Here is a 20,457-nt window from a genome sequence, read left to right as displayed (position 1 = left end):
TTTTATCCAAAAGGTGACCGTCGGTCATTTTAAAAACAAGAGCGCCCTTGATGATTCGTAGCCATCAGCGCATATATACTTATGTAAAACGCTTTAAAAAAACATACCTAAAAAAACAAATTATGATCTTAGTAACAGGAGCTACAAGTGTAATTGGACAAAAGCTATGTCAGCTATTGGCTGAGAACAAGAAAGCTTTTCGTGCGATGTGCCGAAAAGAGGATCAATTAGAAAAATTCCGCAAGCAAGGTATAGACGCAGTGCTGGGTAACTTTGAAGATCCAGAAAGCTTGAGGTCGGCTATCAAAGGCTGTAATACCTTATTTTTGGTCAGTCCGCCCAACGAGAACCAACTTGAATGCGAAACGAAGGCTATTGATGTGGCAAAACAAGAACAGATAGCATACATCGTTAGAGTTTCTGCCTCTGACGCCAATTTGAGGTCATCAGTCCCATGGGCAAAGGCTCACGCTCATATTGACCACCACCTTCGTGCCTCTGGAATAGCCTGGACAATACTCAAACCTACCGCTTTCATGCAAAACTTTCTGACCATGACCAAGCCTATCTCAAAAGGTTTTTTACCACAGGTAGGCGGCAAGGGGTTAGTCGGTTACATAGATGCGCAGGATATAGGCAGGGTTGCTTATCATGTATTAACACAAGAGAACCACAAAAGAGCCACCTACTATCTCAACGGTCCCGAGGCGTTGGGAATGAATGATATCGCGTCACAACTATCAGATGCCATAGGCAAAACGATACGTTATGTTAATTTACCTTCATTCGCGTTTCGCATTCTCTTAAGAGCCACCGGAGCATCCAGATGGCTGGCAAATGGCCTCATTGAACATTATGCAGAAGTGGTGGCAAAGAATCATGACCATGACCTTGGCGAAGAGGTTTTCCGACTGACTAATCACCAGCCTCGTTCCTTTCATGACTTTGCTATAGAGAATAAGGATAAATTTTCGAATTAAAAGTAATCCATTCTGTTGTCGGAGAGTGCGGAAGCTTTGAGCACCACATCCCGAAAATCAGAGGTCAATCTTGCAGAATTTCAACCGTGTTAACTATTTGACTATATGGAAATGTAAGCTTCTTCGAAACCGGGGAAGCTTACAGCGACGAGAGCAGGCTCGGATTGAGGGTTTTGAAGAAGCTCTCAGCTCCACGATCTGCTGTTCGATTATCTGGTGCTCTTTCAATCTGGCTGACGGAGTCCTCCTTAGCCATGCATAATATCCCGCTCTACTTATTTTAAACACGGAACACATTTTCTCAATGGGATACATCCTGCTGTGATTCTTTATGAACTCGAATATTTGCCATCGCTCCTGGAGAAAATGCTCTCAGCCTTTTTCAAGATGGCGCGCTCCATCTGCGTTTCACGCAGTTCCTTTTTAGTTGAACCAGTTCTTGTTCTGCTGCGGTCAATGAAACCTTCCCATTGCCTGGAAAGCTATTGATTTGTTTGCCTCATATTTCGCTATTAATTTTTAACCGCGTTAATATTAAGTGTTAGCTCAACCTGAGGTAGTATATAAAGCGCTTGTACCGGATCATTATAACTGGTCATTCCCCAGGTCAAACGGTTAATTTTTAAAAATGCACGCGTATGAAGTCCCGCCTCGTCGTTAGTGATCTTTGCAGGAAAACTGATTTGATGGGTCTGGCCGATCATTGAAAAATCTCCGGTCACTTCATAATTAGCACCCTCAACAGCCGAAGCTGTACCACCTTGGTAGGGTTTTACCGAGGTAATATGAAAGCTGGCATCAGGATGCAGGGCGAGGTTAAAGAAATCAGGACTCTTCAAATGGTCGAGCAATTGTTCCCGCTGCCCCTCGGGAAGGTCATAGTTCTTAATGCTTGCGATAGGAATGCGAAAGTCACCAGCGCGAAGCACCCCTTTCTCATCCGTCTTCAGATCACCCTTTACATCGAATGATCCGACATGAAAATGATCAGTAGCACTTCCTTTCCATTCAACTTTCGAGGCGTCCTCCTTCACTGAGTAAATGGTGGTTTTATTTTCGTCTTTCTGGCAAGACGCAAGTAGGGTAAGCGCCAGTATAGGCGCAGATAAATAGCTCAGTTTCATAAGAATGATTTTGTGAATTATAAAAAAGTGATGTGGTAGGCAGAAGACATACGGGATGTTATTTTGGCAATAAGTTCCTGAGGTGGATGCTCCATGGGTGGGACTACCTGAAGTTCTCCTGTGGCGGGAGTACTGAATTCGATAAAGTAATTCCAAAGGGCACCCGGAGTGATCACAGTGATAAATTTCGCTTGCCCGGTTAAAATCTTGAAGGTATGAGGAATCCTTTTTGGTGCAAATACAGCCTCACCTTGCTTTGCGCTTCTTTCCTCTCCATTAATGGTGAAAGACATTTCTCCTTCCAACAGATAAAATGTTTCATCTTCAAATGCATGCAGATGTAAGGGCGGCTCGGCACCACGTGGCAACACCATTTCCATTACAACCAATTCTCCGGCAGTATCATCAGGCGAGATCAGTGTTTTAAAATAGCCACCCTGGTAAACTCTGTAGGTACTGCTCGCTTCTAAAGCGATCTCATTGTTATTTTTCATATTCTCCAATATCTTTCCTGCAAAGTTGGGCCATTGGGGAGACAATCATTTGTAAAAAACCGACATGCCCCGGGTTCGCTCCCATCAAAACAAGAGCTAGAGATTTGCGAAGCATTTACCATGAGTAACATAGAATTCAGCAGCCAACTTTTTTTCAAACGCGAAGGACTAAGTCCTGTCAGACTGGTAAAATCTTTGGAGAAATGAGCCGGGTCAAAATAACCAAGTTCATAAGCAAGGTTGGATAGCGAAAGATCAGGATCCTTGTTAAGCCGGGAAAAAGCGGCATTGAGACGAATGAAGCGTCCAATCTCTTTAGGTGATAAACCCACCTTGGCCCTGAAAATACGTTCGAGTTGTCGTCCCGTAATACCAAGCTGCTGCTCCAGGTCTGACAGCCGGTAATTTCCTTTACTCTGATAAAGCTGAGACAAGGTATGCTCCACATAAGCCACCTGGGGCGATTCTGGCAAAAGCTTACCCGTAAAGAACTGATCCAGGATCTTCACCCGGACTAAATCATCTTCAGCCTCATGCAAGCTTTCGGGCACCTCATTGGCCTGCTTGCCCCAGATATCTTCCAGGGCAATACAAGGAAGGTCAGTAAGTTCATCCATTTGATAAGCCAAAATTCGCTGAATGCCAGCAGGTTTGAATTGCACCTTCGTAAGGCGGGTATGTCCCTGAAACTTCAACCAAATCGGGCTGCGTAGTTGCCCAACTACAAAAGAGCGAGGTGTTGTCTTCATATCCTCCTCCGCATTTTGCAAGCTGTAGTGATGTAGGTCGCCATAAAGAAAGAGTATGGAAATCTGTCCGAAAGGAATAAGCCGCCAGATATGAGACATTAAAGTTCCGGCGTTCCAGTCAATATCAACCATCATATAATGGTCAATATAGGGTGCCAGTGAGGCTTGAGGCAGATAGATGTTGGCCATGTTCACTTGATCTAATTTTATTTAGGAACACGAATTTAGATACGTACCGCGTTCAGGCAAGTTCAGTCGACAGGCGTATCTTTTTGTAGATAGAAAGCACTATTTAGAGGATAAACGTTGATGCTTACAGCAAGCTGATATCAAGCTTTGAGGAAACGCTTATAGCAATCCTGCTTGTAATTACGTCCTATGGGAAGTTCTTTTCCCATAACCTTTACGTAACTGGGGTGGAAGGATTCGATCTTACGAAGGGATACGATAAACGAGCGGTGTATCCGAACAAATTCCAGTGTGGGCAGCAGTTTCTCAACCAGGCTGATCTTATATTTTGATACCAGCTCCCGATCCTTCAACACCACTTTGATATAGTCTTTCACACTCTCGATCCATAATATATCTGAAGTCTTCACTTTCAAATTTTCACGCTTCACGCGCAAGTGCAAAAACTGCTCCCGGTTTAGGGGCGAACCAGGGACAGGTTCATTATTTGCCGGAAGATCAGAACTCAAACCTAAGACACCCCGAACCCTATTCATTGCTTTAACAAAACGATCGTAAGGGATCGGCTTTAAGAGATAGTCGACTGCTCCCAGATCAAACCCATCCAATGCATACTCCTGAAAAGCGGTTGTGAAAATCACCTTTGGTGGATTGGAAAGCCCTTTGATAAACTCCGTGCCCAGAAGTCCCGGCATCTTAATGTCCATAAAAGCAAAATCGATATCTCCGGATTTAATAATCTCCTCAGCTCTTAGTGCATTATGACAGGTACCCGCAATCAGCACTTCTGGAAAATCAATCAGGTATCGTTCAATAACTTCAATAGCGTGAGGTTCGTCATCTACAATTAAACACTTGACAGACATAGATTAAACGATTTTGGAGGGATTACCAATTTCAACTTTAAGTACCGCAATATACACCACTTCCTCATCTAAAATATTTAAAGAATATCTGCCGGGATACAATAGCGCAAGCCTTTTCCTCACGTTACTTAAACCCACTTTTTCAAAATCCTTTCTTGTTAAACTACCCTTCAAAGCCGGCTTACTGTTGCTAACCTTAAAAGATATATTATTGCCCTCCACAAGGAACTCCAAATTTATCCAGGGATCATTGACAGTCTCACTAACACCATGCTTGAAAGCATTCTCTACCAAGGGCAACATCAGCAAAGGAACGATCTTTTGCTCATCCACATTTCCAATAATATTAATATTTAGGTCCAGCCGTTCCTCATACCTGATCTTTTCCAAAGCGATATAGCTCTCAAGGATCTCGAGATCCCGCTTTAGCGACACCTCTTCTGAATTGCCCTCGTAAAGGATATATCTCAAAATATTAGACAGACCTAGTACAATTTCGGGGACTTGCTTTGACTGTTGAAGCGACAAGGCGTAAAGATTATTTAAGGTATTGAAAAGAAAATGTGGATGGATCTGCCCCTTAAGAAAATGAAGCTCCGCCTGCAAAGCTGCCTGCCTTCTTTCAAACCACATTTTGATGAACTTCAATGACAACCCGAGCCAGACAATCACATTGCTTCTCTCCACCGCATTAACAAAGTCGTGGGGGTTTAAAAGCTGCTGAGAAAAGCTTCCTTCAAGTTTAGACCACGTAAAGTTCTTCTCTGATGCACTCAGAACCACGTAGATGTAAGGGTCTGAAATCAATATCTCATCAAGACGATAAATAACAGCCGCAAGAAAAGCGCTTAGCAGACATGCAAAAAAGGCATGGATATACTGCTGCCCGAGAAAGTAACGGGGAACTACCCAATAAGTTAGCGTATAAAAATACAGCATATGTACCGGGATAAGCATCAGGACAACCACAAAGGCCAGGTGAAAATTATCGAAAGCAGTACCATAAATCCAGGTTAGGAATACAATACCAATCAGCCAAAAGCCAGTATGCTTGAGGATATGCTCTTTCATAGAGAGGGTTTCGAATTTCCACCAAATATAAAAATTCATGCGTGTCCTGACGGGGATATCGACAAAAGCAGGACTTTCGTTGACCAATAACCTTTGCAAATAAATGCCGTTATTGCTATTTTATCTACCTCGTGTTAATACACCCCTTGTTGGTGCGAGTTCAATGTCGTTAAGTTAAGGATTTTGATTTTACAATTAGGGCTTAAATCGTCTCATTTTGTACGGCGACGGAAGTTTTCCGTTAAGGATCTTGTTGTTAACATTCTTGGCTTCAATAGGAGTTCTGTAAAGACAGAATTAGATCGATTCTTCAAATCACTTTCTCTTAACCAACCCGGCCTAGATACTTACTCTAAAAGTGCATTTACCCAAGCCCGTCAGAAATTAAGTCCTAATGCTTCTATCCATTTGCGTGAAAAGCAGCTAGAGTATTTCAATAAACATGCTTCAGAGAAAAAGCTGTGGAATGGCAAGCGGGTGATGGTATTGACGGAAGCTTTTTAATTTTACCTAACGAGCCTGGGTTGACTAAGGAATTTTGCACGTTCTCGAATCAAAAACAGGCAATATCCGCCGGCGCAAGAATATCCATCGCCTATGATGTATGTACTCATTTAATACTAGAGGCGGCAATTGGGCACACTCAAAATGACGATGAGAAAGAAATGGTCCGCGCTCATCTCTCAAAATCAGGCAGCAGCACTGATATCTTTGTTTTTGATCGCGGCTCCACTTTATCTACTTCAAACATTTCCAGTGAACCAGAGGGTAACAGTATCGATAGTAACTCTTTTTCCAATGCGCTCTTTTACCGCCAAAATTAAGAAACTTCAAACTGCCCCCCAACTTTTGGATCTGGACCAAAATCTGTGGACTAAGCAAATAATTTCATGAGTCTGAAGAGGAAAAAATTAACATTTCCTACCCCTCGGTACTGAGCTCTGAAAGCCTTAATTTTGGCATTGAAAGATTCGGCTGAAGCGTTTGTACTTCGGTTATCAAAGTAGTTCAAGATATTGTTGTGGTGGAGATTGATGGTTCTGGCAATGGTATTAAAAGATTTAAAGCCGGATTGCTCCACCTTCTCGTTCCACCGGGCCAGTCTTGCAAAGGCGTAGAGCTTATCTTTGGTGTTGCTGAATATCCAGGATAAGCCCCGGGTTAGCTGATAAGCTTTTTCCAGGGAAGGATATCGTTCAAAGAGCAAGGAAGCCCGCTCTGCCTGTTCAGCACTCCAGTTTTGTTGGTCCTTGTAGAGCAGATAGCGGCTTCTGGCCAGTAACTGCTTCAAGGTATCGCCATTGGATAGTATTTCAGGTGAATAGTTTGTTTTAGTTGCTTTGGCTTCTTCCAGAGCCTGATTCTCTGCATCAATGGCTTCCCAGCGGTATTTGATCCGTATTTCCTGTAGCGCTTCTGTGGCTAACTGCTGCACATGAAAGCGATCAATGACCTGCGAGGCCAAAGGAAAGCACTTTTTAGCGATCAAACTCATGTTACCAGCCAGATCCAAGGCGATCTCTCTGACCTTATTGCGAAGTCTTTGGGGGATCTTTTGAAGCAGTGGAATGATGTTCTCCGAACGGGTACCTTCCATAATAGCAACCAGAGTGCCCTTTTTGCCTCTAGCTTCTTTATTGGTGACCACCGTATAGAGCTCACCCTGGGAAAGACTGGTCTCATCTATAGAGAGATAAGGACCGATGTTCTGTGGGAAGATCAAGCCTTTACGGGCATCGGTACGGTGCTCCCAATTCTTGTATTCACTGAGTTGATCGCGATAATAGCGCTGCAGCTTCTTGCCTTTGATCCCGTAAAAGGAGGCGATCGTCTGCAGACTATGTGGCTGGGTATCGACTGATTGCTTTTAAAAAAGCCGCGAAATCACTGGTGATCCGCGTTCCTATTGCTACAACATTCCAATCTCGGTGAACGACCTTACCTGTGTCCAGATTCCACCATCTACGTCGCTTAACATGCAAATACACTTCCTGTCCCCGTATGGGAAAGTCCTGCAGAATCACTTCATCAAAGAAGCCTTTGGAGAGTAACTTGTTGGTCTTATATTCTACCGGAATGGAGTTGATCTCTTCCAGGTAAATATGAATCCCGGTAGTGTCTTTTTTATGATCTGTCAACTGGAAATAATCGGATACCCCTTCAGGGATAATCAAGGGAAGTAGGGCTTTAAACGACTCGTGCATCTATCTAATTTCTGCACGCTAATATCTTACTTTTACTCTTCTCTCCACAACTTTTGTCCCTGTTCCCAACTTTTCCGCTTGATCCATGAAGATGAGATAAAAACGCCTCAACGGCATAAAAAAGGCCTTTTCTCTAAGAAAAAAGACCTTTTCATTTGTGGTATCAGCTGGAATCGAACCAGCGACACAAGGATTTTCAGTCCTTTGCTCTACCAACTGAGCTATGATACCATCCCGTCGTTTGGGACTGCAAAAATAGACGCTTTTTCCGTTTTAAAAAACATTTTTTGAAAAAAGCCACAAACACGGTCCCACATTTCATTAACGAACACATTGCCAACGTAATAAAAAATAACCTATCAGCACGTGCGGTAATGGAGGAAGATGTATCGTGGCTGCTTTCACGTCTATCAAGCACGGGTGATCCTGAATTTCTATTGCGCTATAAAGACTTCCTACTCCCCAAAGACACTCAAATACCTGTTCAGCGTATCCAGCCTCTCCGGCTCCATGTCCACTACAGGCAATCTCAGAGATGTTGCCATGGTGTCGATATCACCCCTACGGTCATGGTAAGTCTGCACAATGATGTCATCACTCTTTGTTTTGAATACCAGGTATCCTGCCTTTACGGTACCCAGGTATACCATGGAGCGCAGGCGCCCCAGGTTGAAAGAAAAGTACTCCTCCTTTCCGCTCCGGTAATACTTTCGCAAGCGGAGAAAGCCGCTCGTGTTCACGGCCAGGTCCCACCTCTTTAACTTAACCGGTTCCTCAGCGTAAAACCGACCTCCGATACATCGCTCAATCCAAGAGGCATGGCTCTGGTCCAGCCCAACCCTCCCCGCTCCCAGCGAGACGATAAAGACCAGAACAAGACTCGGTCCGATCAACAGAAAGGTACCGCGTTTTTTACAAAGGGAAAACATAGAGGCGTTGAAAAACGAATACTCCAAATTAAGAAATTAGTAAGTTTGTAAAATGGAAATTTCAGAAAATTCACGCGTGTGGATCTATCAGGCTAACAGGCCGTTCAGCAATTCAGAAACTGCACAGATCGAGCAGACTCTGAACGCGTTTACCGACGGCTGGCATGCCCACGAGCATAAGCTTGCGGCAAAGGCAGAGGTTCGCTACAACCGCTTCATCATCCTGATGGTCGATGAATCAGTGGCAGGTGCCAGCGGGTGCTCCATAGACAAGTCATCACAAGTGATCCGTGAGCTAGAGCAGAAGTACAACGTCAGCCTGTTCGACCGGTTCAACATGGCCTACAAAAAAGGAGAAGAGGTCATCTCCTGCAGCCGACAGGAATTCGAAGAACTACTGCAGCGTGGCGAAATTACTCCCGAAACGACCGTTTTCAACAACACCGTACAAACTAAAGAGGATCTGGAAACCAGGTGGGAGGTGCCATTTAAATACAGCTGGCATAGCGTGGTTTTTCAGGCTCTTGTCAGCTAGAATATGTTCATTATTGATCTTACTTATAATGCCACTATCGAAGCGATCGAGAAGGCGCTGCCCGAGCACATCAGATATTTAGACAAACATTACGAATCAGGCTGCTTCATTGCATCCGGACGAAAAGTCCCACGTTCCGGAGGTATTATACTTGCCAAAGGCGTCTCACGGGAAGAGCTTGAACAAGTGACCCGGGAAGATCCCTTTGTCAGGGACAAGCTGGCGACAGTCCGTATCACGGAATTAGCTGCCACAAAATACCACGAAGACCTGAATGACCTGATTCTTTAGTCAAACTTCAGGGTCTTTTGCAAAATCCGCATGTTCTTGCGTATCAGAGCTGCCTTATAGCGGATATAGGGCGTAGGATGGGTGGGATTCCATTTTCGGGGATTAGGAAGAACGGCAATAAGCAAAGCTGCCTGACGCTTGGTCAGCTTTTGTGAAGGCTTGTTATAGTAAGCCTGGGTGGCTGCTTCTGCCCCATAAATGCCATCCCCCATTTCAATCACGTTCAGGTAAACTTCAAGAATCCGTTCCTTACTCCAGAAGATCTCGATCAGGATGGTGAAATAAGCCTCGAAACCTTTCCTGATCCAGGAGCGTCCCGGCCAGAGAAAGACATTCTTAGCCGTTTGCTGACTAATGGTGCTCCCTCCTCTCATCGGTTTTCCCTCTTTGTTCTTTAGATATGCCTTCTGTATAGCGTTGGCGTCAAATCCCCAGTGGTTCATAAATCCCGCATCTTCTCCCGATATCGCTGCACATTTGAGGTTGTTTGACAATTCATCAAAGTCACGCCATTCCTTATCAATTTTCCAGGCTTTATCATTTGCCTTCCGTTCAAATCCCCGCTGCAGCATCAGCCAAGTGACCGGAGGGTTCACAAATCGATAAATAAGAACCCATAAGATAGTGATAGCAAAAAAATAGAGGATTGCCCTCTTAACAACCTTCAGAATATTCGGAAACATAGATGATTTACTTCGCGACGGCTTACGCTTTTTCCTCGACATGACTGGCACAAAAATAAAAAGGCACCCCGAAAGGAGTGCCTTTTTATTAAAAATATTCTGTTAACTTATTCAGCTACCACTTCAAAAGGAACCTGAACCTTTACTTCTTTGTGAAGATTTAAGTTTGCTACGTATTCACCAACAAACTTAGGCTCAGTTTCGAATGTGATACGACGACGGTCAACTTCAAAACCTTCTTTCTTCAATGCATCAGCTACCTGAATGGTATTGACAGCACCGAAGATCTTGCCTGATTCACCAGCTTTTGCACCGATTGTCAGTTTAACACCTTCTAAGCGGCCAGCAATTGCTAATGCATCATTCTTAATCTTTTCCTGTTTGAACTGTGCCTGCTTCAGGTTTTCAGCAAGAACTTTCTTTGCCGACTCTGTTGCTAAGGTAGCGAAGCCCTTTGGAATAAGATAATTACGTCCGTAACCTGGCTTTACACTAACGATATCGTCTTTTTCACCAAGGTTTTTAATATCCTGCTTTAAAATAATTTCCATGTTGCTGTACCTCCGCTTATTTTAATGAGTCAGTTACATAAGGCAATATACCGATGTGACGGGCACGCTTTACAGCCTGAGCCACTTTACGCTGAAACTTCAAAGAAGTTCCGGTTAAACGGCGAGGTAATACTTTACCCTGATCGTTAATAAACTTCAAAAGGAAGTTAGCATCTTTATAGTCGATATACTTGATTCCGTTCTTTTTGAAACGGCAGTATTTCTTACGGTTGTCCTCTACTTTAGGAGCTGTTACGTATTGAATTTGTTCCTTTGCCATTATCCTGCTACCTCCTCAGTTGATGTTTCTGGCTTCGCTTTTTTCTGGAAAGCACCGCTGTGTTTTTTCTCGTTGTAAGCTACAGCATGTTTGTCGAGTGCAATAGTAAGGAAACGCATTACACGCTCATCACGCTTGTATTCAACCTCCAGTTTGCTGATTAATTCACCCGGAGCCCTGAATTCAGTTAGGTGATAGTATCCTGTAGTCTTCTTCTGGATAGGATACGCTAGTTTCTTCAAACCCCAATTGTCCTCGTGGACAATCTCGGCTCCGTTATCAGTAAGTATACCGCGAAATTTGGCAATTACCTCTTTTGCAGCATCATCAGATAACAACGGGGTCAGAATGATTACTGTTTCGTACTGTTGCATTTTATAAAATTAATTATCAATTATTTACCCTTTTTACGGGAGCGCAAATATAAGGCTTTCGCCTTTCATATAAAAGTTTTTTTAATATTCTTCCCCAAGGTGTTATCGTCTTTTTCCCCAAGCAATTTTCATTTACCTTTGTATTTCTAAACACGAGTTCCAAAGGCCGCCCGGGGCACTCCTATGTTGTACAAGCCAGGGAAATGCCTGAAACAAAAGGAAAAAGGGCGCCTTAATTTGATAAAAGCCCCCCACTAGCTATATAAAGGCTGTACCTGGAGGTAGAGTTGTCATCTAACAAGTTATCTACTCGTTATCCTTGGATGGTGTATGGCTCAAGCTAACCACGTGGTGACCACGTGTTGAGCCCGACGTGAGTCCGACTTTTCCCAAGGAAACACGGACTCACGTCGGGCTCAACACGGAGACAATACGGCCTCACCTCAGCCCATACACCTCGCAATTACCAGCCAAGCCGACTCCATTAGTAGCTAATTAGCAAGCAGGGTACGGCTTCCGAGCAGATCTCAACTACCGCTATTCCCCGGGCCGTCATCAACCTACAGCCTGACTTATTCAGAGCTCTTGCACAAGCCCACGCTTCTCCCTATCTTAGTGCCGATGGATAATTTTATAGTGTCGGCGAGAAAATACAGGCCTGCAACTTTCGAAAGCGTTGTAGGTCAGCAACATATTACAAACACGCTTAAGAATGCTATAAAAAACAATCAGCTTGCCCAGGCCTTTTTATTCTGTGGTCCGCGAGGTGTAGGGAAGACAACCTGCGCCAGGATCCTTGCAAAAACCATCAACTGCCAGAATCTGACACCATCCACCGAGGCTTGCGGGGAGTGCGACTCCTGCCGTTCGTTTCAAAACGGCAATTCCTTTAATATCCACGAACTTGATGCGGCTTCCAATAACTCGGTAGACGACATTCGCAGTCTCATTGAGCAGGTAAGGATCCCTCCACAGGCCGGCAAATACAAGATCTATATCATCGACGAGGTTCACATGCTGTCGCAGGCGGCGTTCAACGCTTTTCTGAAAACCCTCGAAGAACCTCCATCCTACGCAATATTTATCCTGGCGACCACCGAGAAGCACAAAATACTGCCCACCATCCTGTCGCGCTGTCAGATCTTTGACTTTAACCGGATCCGGGTAGAAGACATGGCCGGGCACCTCGCCTCCATCGCTCAGAAAGAGAGCGTCGCCTTTGATGTCGATGGGCTCCACCTGATTGCTCAGAAGGCCGACGGAGGTCTGCGTGATGCCCTCTCGATGTTCGACCAGATCGTCAGTTTCTCAAACCGCAATGTTACGTACAAGGCGGTTATTGACAATCTGAATATCCTTGACTACGACTACTACTTCCGGATTACCGACAGCTTGCTCGATGAAGATGTTGCCAACACGCTTCTGATCTTCGACGAAATACTGGTGAACGGATTCGACGGAAATAACTTTATCTCCGGCCTGGCTTCCCATTTCAGGAACCTGCTGGTAGGAAAAGACCCTTCCACTCTGAAGCTTTTAGAGGTGAGTGAGGGGATCCGGCAGAAATACCTGGAGCAGTCGGCAAAGGCCTCTGCCTCCTTCCTTCTTTCTGCACTTAATATCACCAACCAGTGCGATCTTAACTACAAGAACAGTAAAAACCAGCGGCTGCAGGTTGAGCTGGCCCTGATCAAGATTTGCCATATACCATCAGCGCTGAACATGTCAGCTTCTGCAGCAGCAGAGGCACTAAAAAAAACCTGATTCCGCAGCTGTAGCTCAGCCGTCAGAAGTAAATACGGGTGCAGCAGAAGCGCCTAAAGCAGCTGCTTACCAGACAGTTGCACCAACACCCGCCCCAAATCCTGCCGTAACACAAGCTCCTGCCTCTTCAAATGAAGCAGCAAAGCCTGCGGTCCAGTCAAGTCCCGGAGTTCCGCCTGCACAAGCCGAAAAGCCGAAGATTATGATCAAGCCGATGAAGGCAATCCCTTCTATCATTCCTAATCTGAACGACCTGAGCGGCGGAGCTTCTGCTGTCGCGGAAGACGACTCGCCCAAGTATATTTCGGGAGATAGCAGGGAGCCATTCACGTCGTCAGAAATGCTGACGCACTGGAATGCTTATGCCATGGAAATAAAACAGGCGGGAAAGATCAATCTTTTCACGCTTATGACTTCCAACGCGCCGGTCCTGCTACCCAACCATCAGATCGAAGTCACCATTGAGAATAAGATACAGGATAATCTTTTGAGCATTGAAAAGGTCGACTTGCTTAACTATTTGCGGGTAAGGCTTAAGAACTTCGCTACAGATATTGTAACCCGCCATGCTGAGAAGAACGAAAAGAGAAAACTTTACACCGCACATGAAAAGTACCAGCATATGGTCGAGAAAAACCCGCAGCTGGAAGAGTTTCGCAGAAGGTTTAATCTTGAAATAGGATAAAAACTTCCGTTTTTATCCTATTTCAAGATAGCTATCGGCAATTGGCTATTGGCTGTTAGCATCAGACAACCCGCATTGAATACGGGCTTTCCAACTGCGAATCTGAACCACGACCGCTGATCCAATAGGCGATAAGCCGGCTTATCACTTACCACTTATTACTTAGTACTTATTACTTACAACTTACTTCAGATACTCATTATCCCCGGAATCAGCAGCATCATTTTTAGGATAACCTTCCTCGTCGAGATCGTCACGGTCGTCTTCAGGCGTGCGCGCCAGTTCCTCATCCAGATCGTCAAGCTTCGCTATCTTACCACTGTCGATGTGCATCCCGTATTCTTCAACTCCGGGCTCCACGTCATCATTGACCCGCCGGTATTCGTCTACTGCGGTAAGGTTAGCCTCGTCGTAATCCGAGTCGAAGTCGGTTCCGTTAGGCGCAGCAGTATTATAGGGATCGGGATGATCGTAGTCACCGTCTTCGCTATTCACATCGATCTCGAAACTGTCGGTCTCTTCGTTATATGAAAGATCGTTCTGGCCCACATCGGCACCGTCCTCACGCATCTTTTTATCTCTATCAAGGTTTTCATCATTAAACCCGGGATAGAATTTATTCTTGTCATTCATATCATCTAGATTTATCTACTCTTAAAAGGATTATCGGCTGTTAAATGTTTGTAATAAATGCGATTGAAAATTGCGCAAACATATCTGTGAATACAAAATTTATATCTTTGGGAAATCAGAACTAATACCAAAACAAATTCAACTATGTCTATACAAAAAATCAAAGTAACCAACCCCGTTGTAGAGCTGGATGGTGATGAAATGACCCGCATCATCTGGAAGTTTATCAAAGACAAACTGATCCTTCCGTATCTTGATCTGGATATCAAATATTACGATCTGGGCATTGAATACAGGGACGAAACAAACGACCAGGTTACCATTGATGCAGCTAACGCTATAAAAGAGTATGGTGTTGGTATCAAGTGTGCTACCATCACTCCTGATGAGGCCAGAGTGAAGGAGTTTAATCTGAAGCAAATGTGGAAGTCGCCCAACGGGACGATCCGTAATATCCTTGACGGGACTGTATTCCGCGAGCCGATCGTGATGAAGAATGTACCTCGCCTGGTTCCGAACTGGACCGCTCCTATCTGCATTGGCCGTCATGCTTTTGGCGACCAGTACCGGGCAACTGACTTCGTGACTAAAGGCAAGGGAAAGCTCACCATCACCTTCACTCCTGAAGACGGCGGCGAGACGCAAAGCTACGAGGTGTTCAACTTCAAAGGCGATGGCGTGGCTCTGGCCATGTACAATACCGACGAATCTATCAAAGGCTTCGCCCGGGCCTGCTTTAACCAGGCATTGATGAAAAAATGGCCTTTATACCTTTCTACTAAAAACACCATTCTGAAGAAATACGACGGACGCTTTAAAGACATCTTCCAGGAAGTTTATGAGCAGGAGTTCAAAGCAGAGTTCGACCAGAACGGGCTGACCTATGAGCATCGTCTGATTGATGACATGGTGGCTTCTGCCTTGAAGTGGAACGGTAATTTCGTTTGGGCTTGTAAAAACTACGATGGCGACGTGCAGTCAGACACGGTAGCACAGGGCTTCGGATCTCTCGGTCTGATGACTTCGACCCTGGTTACGCCAGATGGCAAAACCATGGAAGCTGAAGCAGCTCACGGTACCGTAACCCGTCACTACCGCGAACACCAGAAAGGAAATCCTACTTCGACGAACCCTATCGCGTCAATCTTTGCATGGACGCGCGGTCTGGAATTCCGTGGTATTCTGGATGGCAACCAGGAGCTGATCAACTTCTGCCACGCTTTAGAACAGGTCTGTATTGAAACGGTAGAGAGCGGCAAGATGACAAAAGACCTTGCGATTACCATTAAGCCGAAGGTGGAGCACGGTACAGACTACCTGTACACCGAAGAGTTCCTTGAAGCAATTAATGAGAATCTGAAAGCAAAACTCGCTAAATAATAACGTCGCATTTCATTTTACTGGAACAAAAGAAGAGGCCGGCTTTTTAGAGGGCACTGAAAAAGTTCTAAGGGACAAAAGGAGTAGAAGACGAGGGTTTTCTGCTCCTTTTTTGTATCTTAAAGTGTCGAAAGAAAGACACTAAGATGCTTGCCCAACAACAACAGATACAGTTCAGCGCGTTTTCAGGGCTATATGACCTGATCGTTCCCAAAGACAATCTTCTGCGTAAGATCAACGACCTGATAGATTTTACATTTATCTATGAAGAACTGGTCAGCAAATATTGCATGACCAACGGCAGGAAGGCTGAAAGCCCTGTGCGAATGTTCAAATACCTGTTGTTGAAAACGATCTATACGGTTTCGGATGTGGATGTTGTTGAGCGTTCGCAGTATGATATGTCCTTCAAATATTTCCTTGATATGTCGCCTGAGGAAGGAGTTATCGACCCCAGTTCATTAACAAAGTTCAGGAAGCTGCGGTTAAAGGATAATGATCTGTTAAACCTGCTCATTAATAAAACAGTAACAATAGCTATTGAAAAAGGGATCATCCGGTCAAAGTCTATCATTGTTGATGCTACCCATTCCCTGTCGAGGTCAAACCCTTATTCAGCCTTGGAAGTACTACGGGAGCGTTCAAAGCTACTGCGCAAAGCGGTATACGCGATAGATGAAGACATGAAAGCAATAATGCCTGAAAAGAACAGCACAGAGGAATTGGATAAAGAACTGGCCTATTGCAGTGCATTGGAAAAGTGTATCGAAGCTGACAAGACGCTAAGCCAGATACCGTCGGTAAAAGAGAAGTTGAATCTGTTGAAAGAGACGGTGGCAGATACGCAGGAACACTATACATTATCCAAAGACAGGGATGCCAAAACAGGCCATAAATCAGCTGATAGTTCATTCTTTGGTTACAAGACCCATTTGGCGATGACAAAGGAGCGCATCATCACTGCTGCTGTAGTTACTTCAGGGGAAAAGGGCGATGGCCCCCAACTCCCCAAACTGTTGGAGATCAGTCAGCAAAATGGCATTAAAGTAGAAACGGTCATCGGCGATTCAGCTTATTCAGGGAAAGATAACCTTGCCTTAATGAATGGACAAGGCATCAAAACGGTGGCCAAACTGAACCCTGCCATCACCCAGGGGGTCAGAAAAGAAGAAGATAAGTTCGATTACAATAAGGACGCTGATATGTTCGTCTGCCCGGCGGGACATCTGGCCTTCCGAAAGGCACGTTGCGGGAAAAAAATATTGGAGAAAACCAGGTGGACACCTATTACTTTGATGTTGAAAAGTGTAAGGTTTGCCCATTGAGAGAGAATTGCTATAGGCCCGGAGCAAAGTTCAAAACCTACTCGGTTAGTATAAAATCAGACACGCACCTGCAGCAGATGGCATTTCAGGAAACAGACGAGTATAAGCAGAAGATCAAACACCGGTATAAGGTCGAAGCCAAGAACAGTGAACTAAAAAACGTTCATGGCTATGGCCGGGCGATAGCCTATGGCATCGAAAATATGCAGATGCAGGGCGCACTGGCCATCTTTACTGTAAATCTGAAAAGGATCATCAAACTGATCAACTAAGTTCCCGGAAAAATCACGCCCGATTGCCCAATCTGTTCTGTATACGCCTGTATCGGCTATAAAAAACCACCCAACCAAATAGTGGACAAAAAGAAAAGCGACCAAGTAAAAGTTGCCTTTCTCTTGATCGCTTTTTTAATACAGCATTATTGAGCTGCTTTTTCAGTGCCCTGGCTTTTTAGTCGGCCTCTTCTTTTAAGATACCGGCTTGCCTTGAGAAGCATAGCGACGACCGCAGGGTAACCAGACCGCAATCGACGAGAAGGAAGGTAACTGTACATGCTGTTTCGTGCGGTGCAATGGAGCAGAAGATCTCTTGAACTAGCTCCCAACGCGACCTACTATGATACACTAGCCCGTTTACTGTATCGACTCAAATTCTATTCGGAAGCCGATGAAAACGAATTGAAAGCGATCAGAACGAGTGCAGCCAAAAGCGCAGAGCAACGGGAGTTTAAGAAAGCGCTAGCCCAAATAAAAAGCCGGACACTATAAGGATCCGGCTTTCCGCGCCTCTTTAAAAGGCTTGTGTGTGCAATGTTCGAAATACCTCAAGCCAGCTTATCTCATTTGGAGTGAGTATCTCAGCAGGGCGGTCTCAGGCCTCCCAGCCCTATTGATAGAGTCCGCTTAGGGTAGACCGAAGCTTTTCTACTTCAGGAGCCTTCGCCCTTGAACTTCCTGAGAAGAGCGTCTTTGGACTTACGGCTTTCTTATAGTAATCTTCTATGGCAAGATGGTCAATCTCCAGGGCGGCACCGCTGAGACTTATACCTGCAAACAGTCCCTTGCTTCTGGAATAGGAATAAACTTCTGCTTCTAGCTTATAGTCTGTACTCGCTGATGAGCTTCTTCCCACCGGTCCTGCTGCAACAGAAATGTCTCCCCCGAGGGTAAAGCTCGACTTGGAAATATCCATCAGGCTTTCCTTGTTCTTAAAAATCAGTACCAGGTCTACCGACTGCACGCCCGCCTGAAAACCGAAACTACCGCCGGTAAGCGTAATAAAAACGGGGTCGCTCCATTTGCCGTCATCCCCTTTTACCATCGCAAGACCCTTCCCCCGCTTACCCCCTATTACCAGTCCGGCATTTATCATTTTGGGGATAATCACAATCCCTTCAGTCACCTCCAGCAGCTGTGCGGGGATCGACTCTTTCATTTTTCCGAATTCTTTAAGGACAGAAGCAGAAGCCTCGATCTTCTTCACTTCTTTTTGCTGGGCACCGGCAGATACGCTTATCAGGATTCCTGACAGCATGAGTGCTGCAAATACTATTCTCTTCATCGTTTTCATAATTCAAAGTTACCAAAGAGGATAAAAGAGCCAAATCGGGACAGGAGCTTCGGTGCGGAACTTTCACGTATTGAGTACATTCCTAAGAAGTTAGCAATTTCGGAAAGCGTGTCAATTAACATTATTTAACATTATCCTGATCTTTGTAGATCCACACCTCGATCTTCCCATCAGCTGTGACGCATCCCCGATACATGCCAGCGGTATTAAAAGGCATGGTCATATTACCCTTCCTATCCAACGCGATTAGTCCTCCGTCGCCGCCCAGCTTTTCCACCTTAGCGAGTACGGTTTTGGCGGCAGAAGAAAGGCTGGCCCCCTTGTACTCCATGAGGGCAGAAATATCGTGGGCCACTACCGACCGGATAAAGAACTCGCCCCATCCGGTACAGGAGATGGCTGCGGTAGCATTGCTCGCGTAGGTTCCGGCGCCAATGACAGGAGCGTCGCCTATACGGCCGTATTTCTTGTTGGTCATCCCGCCGGTAGAAGTGCCTGCAGCCAGGTTACCTTCCTTATCGAGAGCTACCGCTCCTACTGTCCCGAACTTATAATCGACGCTGCGGATCCCCAGCAGAGATGACTTCTTATCATCATGATCGAGCTTTGCGCGTAAAGAATCTTCTCTGATCGCTTTTTGCAAGCCCTGCCAACGTTCTTCCGTACGAAAATACGAAGGGGCTACGATGTCAAGTCCCGCTTCTTTTGCAAACTGCTCCGCACCACGACCGGTCATCATCACGTGCTCCGACTTTTCCATAACGGCGCGGGCTGCACTGATGGGGTTGCGGATGGTGGTCACTCCTGCTACCGAGCCCGCAGCCAATGTCTTTCCGTCCATAATTGCAGCATCCAGCTCATTCCTTCCGTCATGTGTAAATACCGCCCCCTTGCCGGCGTTGAACAAGGGGCTGTCCTCCATCACGTGTATGGCGGCTTCGACGGCATCGAGGCTCCTCTTTCCTGCCCTGATCTCTTTGTACCCGGCTTCCAGGGCCAGCGTCAGCACCTGGCGGTAAGCCTGCTCCTTTTCGGATGTCATATTTTTCCTGAGGATAGTGCCAGCGCCCCCGTGAATCACCAGTACATATTTCCCTTGCTGTACGGTCTGTCCGATAACCTCAGACGATGAACATAACAGGGAAAGCAAAGCGGAGAAGAGGAAGATCTTTTTCATTTGTGTCAATTTATCTTTAATGGGGTGGCGCTCACATCGGCTGCGGCCCAAGCCGTTCACCATCATGCACAAACTTACTCATTAAGGCCAAACGGCAGAACGTTTACTTAAATTAGCAGCGCCTGTAGCAAAATGGCCGAACTAACCGTATTAATCGTTCAACTCATTCGTATCAGATATGTTTAAGACATTACTACCGTTACTTATCGCCATCAGCACGCTTTCATCCTGCACAGGAAGCAGGTCAGCACTAACCACTGAAACATTAGAAGGAAAAGAATGGGTGCTGAGCGCAGTCAGGCAGAGCAAAGTGAGCGCTGCCAAATCCTACATTGTCTTCGGAAAAGAGCGGGGGCAGGTAAATGGGAACGGGGGATGCAACGGATTTGGAGGGATCTATTCCACTACGGGAAATAACATCAGCATCAAAGAAATTATGCATACCGAAATGGCCTGCGACCAGCTGGATACCGAGAACGCATTCTTCCGCGCGCTTGAAAGTGCTACGCGCTATAAAATCAACAACGGACAGCTTGACCTTTACCAGGGACGCGAGCTGCTTATAACACTAAAAGCGAGGCGGCAATAAGGTAAAAATGGTATC

At 45.4% G+C, this 20,457-nt stretch carries 23 protein-coding genes, 1 tRNA gene and 1 pseudogene; 9 read left to right on the top strand and 16 right to left on the bottom strand.

Translation table 11 applies throughout. From position 1 onward, the window contains the following. The first annotated feature begins 122 nt into the window (after window positions 1-122). Window positions 123-980, top strand: a complete 858-nt coding sequence (locus ACES2C_RS11100) for an SDR family oxidoreductase (RefSeq protein ID WP_374163178.1) — start codon at window positions 123-125, stop codon at window positions 978-980. 512 nt (window positions 981-1,492) lie between these two features. On the opposite strand, the gene ACES2C_RS11095 is transcribed toward ACES2C_RS11100, so the two are convergent. From ACES2C_RS11095 to ACES2C_RS11075, 5 genes are all read right to left on the bottom strand, one after another. Continuing rightward, complete coding sequence (locus tag ACES2C_RS11095) at window positions 1,493-2,104, bottom strand: YceI family protein (RefSeq protein WP_374163177.1); 612 nt, start codon at window positions 2,102-2,104, stop codon at window positions 1,493-1,495. Window positions 2,105-2,121: 17 nt separating this feature from the next. Beyond that, on the bottom strand, window positions 2,122-2,598 hold the full coding sequence (locus ACES2C_RS11090; protein WP_374163176.1) for a cupin domain-containing protein: 477 nt from the start codon (window positions 2,596-2,598) through the stop codon (window positions 2,122-2,124). Beyond that, on the bottom strand, window positions 2,595-3,536 hold the full coding sequence (locus ACES2C_RS11085) for a helix-turn-helix domain-containing protein (RefSeq protein WP_374163175.1): 942 nt from the start codon (window positions 3,534-3,536) through the stop codon (window positions 2,595-2,597). Before ACES2C_RS11085 ends, ACES2C_RS11090 begins: the two co-directional genes overlap by 4 nt. Before the next feature lie 140 nt (window positions 3,537-3,676). Beyond that, window positions 3,677-4,402 carry a LytR/AlgR family response regulator transcription factor gene (locus ACES2C_RS11080; RefSeq protein ID WP_374163174.1) on the bottom strand — a complete coding sequence of 242 codons (726 nt, stop codon included), beginning with the start codon at window positions 4,400-4,402 and terminating at the stop codon, window positions 3,677-3,679. 3 nt (window positions 4,403-4,405) lie between these two features. Then, a complete protein-coding gene (locus ACES2C_RS11075; RefSeq protein WP_374163173.1) occupies window positions 4,406-5,473 on the bottom strand; it encodes a sensor histidine kinase in 1,068 nt (355 codons plus the stop codon). Window positions 5,474-5,934: 461 nt separating this feature from the next. Here ACES2C_RS11075 and ACES2C_RS11070 point away from each other — a divergent pair, with 461 nt between their 5' ends. Further along, window positions 5,935-6,297 carry a hypothetical protein gene (locus ACES2C_RS11070; protein WP_374163172.1) on the top strand — a complete coding sequence of 121 codons (363 nt, stop codon included), beginning with the start codon at window positions 5,935-5,937 and terminating at the stop codon, window positions 6,295-6,297. A 50-nt stretch (window positions 6,298-6,347) separates the two neighbouring features. Here the strand turns inward: ACES2C_RS11070 and ACES2C_RS11065 are convergent, their stop codons facing one another. The 4 genes from ACES2C_RS11065 to ACES2C_RS11050 all read right to left on the bottom strand — a co-directional run bounded on the left by ACES2C_RS11065 (window position 6,348) and on the right by ACES2C_RS11050 (window position 8,606). After that, window positions 6,348-7,196 carry a transposase gene (locus ACES2C_RS11065; protein ID WP_374163171.1) on the bottom strand — a complete coding sequence of 283 codons (849 nt, stop codon included), beginning with the start codon at window positions 7,194-7,196 and terminating at the stop codon, window positions 6,348-6,350. A 115-nt stretch (window positions 7,197-7,311) separates the two neighbouring features. Further along, window positions 7,312-7,677 carry a transposase gene (locus tag ACES2C_RS11060; RefSeq protein WP_374163170.1) on the bottom strand — a complete coding sequence of 122 codons (366 nt, stop codon included), beginning with the start codon at window positions 7,675-7,677 and terminating at the stop codon, window positions 7,312-7,314. Between the two features lie 158 nt (window positions 7,678-7,835). Beyond that, window positions 7,836-7,908 (bottom strand) — tRNA-Phe (locus ACES2C_RS11055). A 224-nt stretch (window positions 7,909-8,132) separates the two neighbouring features. Then, window positions 8,133-8,606 (bottom strand): hypothetical protein, encoded by a 474-nt coding sequence (locus ACES2C_RS11050; RefSeq protein ID WP_374163169.1) that lies wholly within the window; start codon window positions 8,604-8,606, stop codon window positions 8,133-8,135. Window positions 8,607-8,658: 52 nt separating this feature from the next. Here ACES2C_RS11050 and ACES2C_RS11045 point away from each other — a divergent pair, with 52 nt between their 5' ends. Further along, a complete protein-coding gene (locus ACES2C_RS11045) occupies window positions 8,659-9,141 on the top strand; it encodes an ABC transporter ATPase (protein ID WP_374163168.1) in 483 nt (160 codons plus the stop codon). A gap of 3 nt (window positions 9,142-9,144) precedes the next feature. Continuing rightward, window positions 9,145-9,432 (top strand): YciI family protein, encoded by a 288-nt coding sequence (locus tag ACES2C_RS11040; RefSeq protein WP_374163167.1) that lies wholly within the window; start codon window positions 9,145-9,147, stop codon window positions 9,430-9,432. Here the strand turns inward: ACES2C_RS11040 and mtgA are convergent. The 4 genes from mtgA to rpsF all read right to left on the bottom strand — a co-directional run bounded on the left by mtgA (window position 9,429) and on the right by rpsF (window position 11,320). After that, window positions 9,429-10,115, bottom strand: a complete 687-nt coding sequence (mtgA, locus tag ACES2C_RS11035) for a monofunctional biosynthetic peptidoglycan transglycosylase (RefSeq protein ID WP_374163166.1) — start codon at window positions 10,113-10,115, stop codon at window positions 9,429-9,431. The genes ACES2C_RS11040 and mtgA overlap by 4 nt on opposite strands. A 107-nt stretch (window positions 10,116-10,222) precedes the next feature. Then, window positions 10,223-10,666 carry a 50S ribosomal protein L9 gene (gene rplI / locus ACES2C_RS11030; protein WP_374163165.1) on the bottom strand — a complete coding sequence of 148 codons (444 nt, stop codon included), beginning with the start codon at window positions 10,664-10,666 and terminating at the stop codon, window positions 10,223-10,225. A gap of 16 nt (window positions 10,667-10,682) precedes the next feature. Further along, window positions 10,683-10,946, bottom strand: coding sequence for a 30S ribosomal protein S18 (rpsR, locus tag ACES2C_RS11025; protein WP_374163164.1), 264 nt, complete (start codon window positions 10,944-10,946; stop codon window positions 10,683-10,685). Then, the gene (rpsF, locus tag ACES2C_RS11020; RefSeq protein WP_374163163.1) at window positions 10,946-11,320 is read right to left on the bottom strand and encodes a 30S ribosomal protein S6; all 375 of its coding nucleotides are present in this window, start codon (window positions 11,318-11,320) and stop codon (window positions 10,946-10,948) included. Before rpsF ends, rpsR begins: the two co-directional genes overlap by 1 nt. Before the next feature lie 621 nt (window positions 11,321-11,941). Between rpsF and ACES2C_RS11015 the strand changes: the two genes are divergently transcribed. Further along, window positions 11,942-13,084, top strand: a complete 1,143-nt coding sequence (locus ACES2C_RS11015) for a DNA polymerase III subunit gamma/tau (protein ID WP_374163162.1) — start codon at window positions 11,942-11,944, stop codon at window positions 13,082-13,084. A gap of 202 nt (window positions 13,085-13,286) precedes the next feature. After that, window positions 13,287-13,769 carry a hypothetical protein gene (locus ACES2C_RS11010; RefSeq protein ID WP_374163161.1) on the top strand — a complete coding sequence of 161 codons (483 nt, stop codon included), beginning with the start codon at window positions 13,287-13,289 and terminating at the stop codon, window positions 13,767-13,769. A 183-nt stretch (window positions 13,770-13,952) separates the two neighbouring features. Here the strand turns inward: ACES2C_RS11010 and ACES2C_RS11005 are convergent, their stop codons facing one another. Next, on the bottom strand, window positions 13,953-14,402 hold the full coding sequence (locus tag ACES2C_RS11005) for a hypothetical protein (protein ID WP_374163160.1): 450 nt from the start codon (window positions 14,400-14,402) through the stop codon (window positions 13,953-13,955). Window positions 14,403-14,552: 150 nt separating this feature from the next. Here ACES2C_RS11005 and ACES2C_RS11000 point away from each other — a divergent pair, with 150 nt between their 5' ends. Further along, window positions 14,553-15,782, top strand: a complete 1,230-nt coding sequence (locus ACES2C_RS11000; protein ID WP_374166943.1) for an NADP-dependent isocitrate dehydrogenase — start codon at window positions 14,553-14,555, stop codon at window positions 15,780-15,782. 146 nt (window positions 15,783-15,928) lie between these two features. Further along, window positions 15,929-17,379, top strand: a pseudogene (locus tag ACES2C_RS10995) (IS1182 family transposase). A 613-nt stretch (window positions 17,380-17,992) separates the two neighbouring features. On the opposite strand, the gene ACES2C_RS10990 reads toward ACES2C_RS10995, so the two are convergent. Next, entirely contained in the window at window positions 17,993-18,667 is a 675-nt protein-coding gene (locus ACES2C_RS10990; RefSeq protein ID WP_374163159.1) for a lipid-binding SYLF domain-containing protein, read from the bottom strand. Between the two features lie 130 nt (window positions 18,668-18,797). Next, complete coding sequence (locus ACES2C_RS10985; RefSeq protein WP_374163158.1) at window positions 18,798-19,853, bottom strand: isoaspartyl peptidase/L-asparaginase family protein; 1,056 nt, start codon at window positions 19,851-19,853, stop codon at window positions 18,798-18,800. 178 nt (window positions 19,854-20,031) lie between these two features. Between ACES2C_RS10985 and ACES2C_RS10980 the strand changes: the two genes are divergently transcribed. Next, entirely contained in the window at window positions 20,032-20,442 is a 411-nt protein-coding gene (locus tag ACES2C_RS10980) for an META domain-containing protein (RefSeq protein WP_374163157.1), read from the top strand. Window positions 20,443-20,457 lie beyond the last annotated feature (15 nt).

Source organism: Arcticibacter sp. MXS-1 (genome assembly GCF_041902385.1).
In the GTDB taxonomy this organism is placed as follows: Bacteria; Bacteroidota; Bacteroidia; order Sphingobacteriales; family Sphingobacteriaceae; genus Arcticibacter.
The sequence above is the reverse complement of the archived record's forward strand: the minus strand, read 5'-3'. Positions and strand labels throughout refer to the sequence as shown.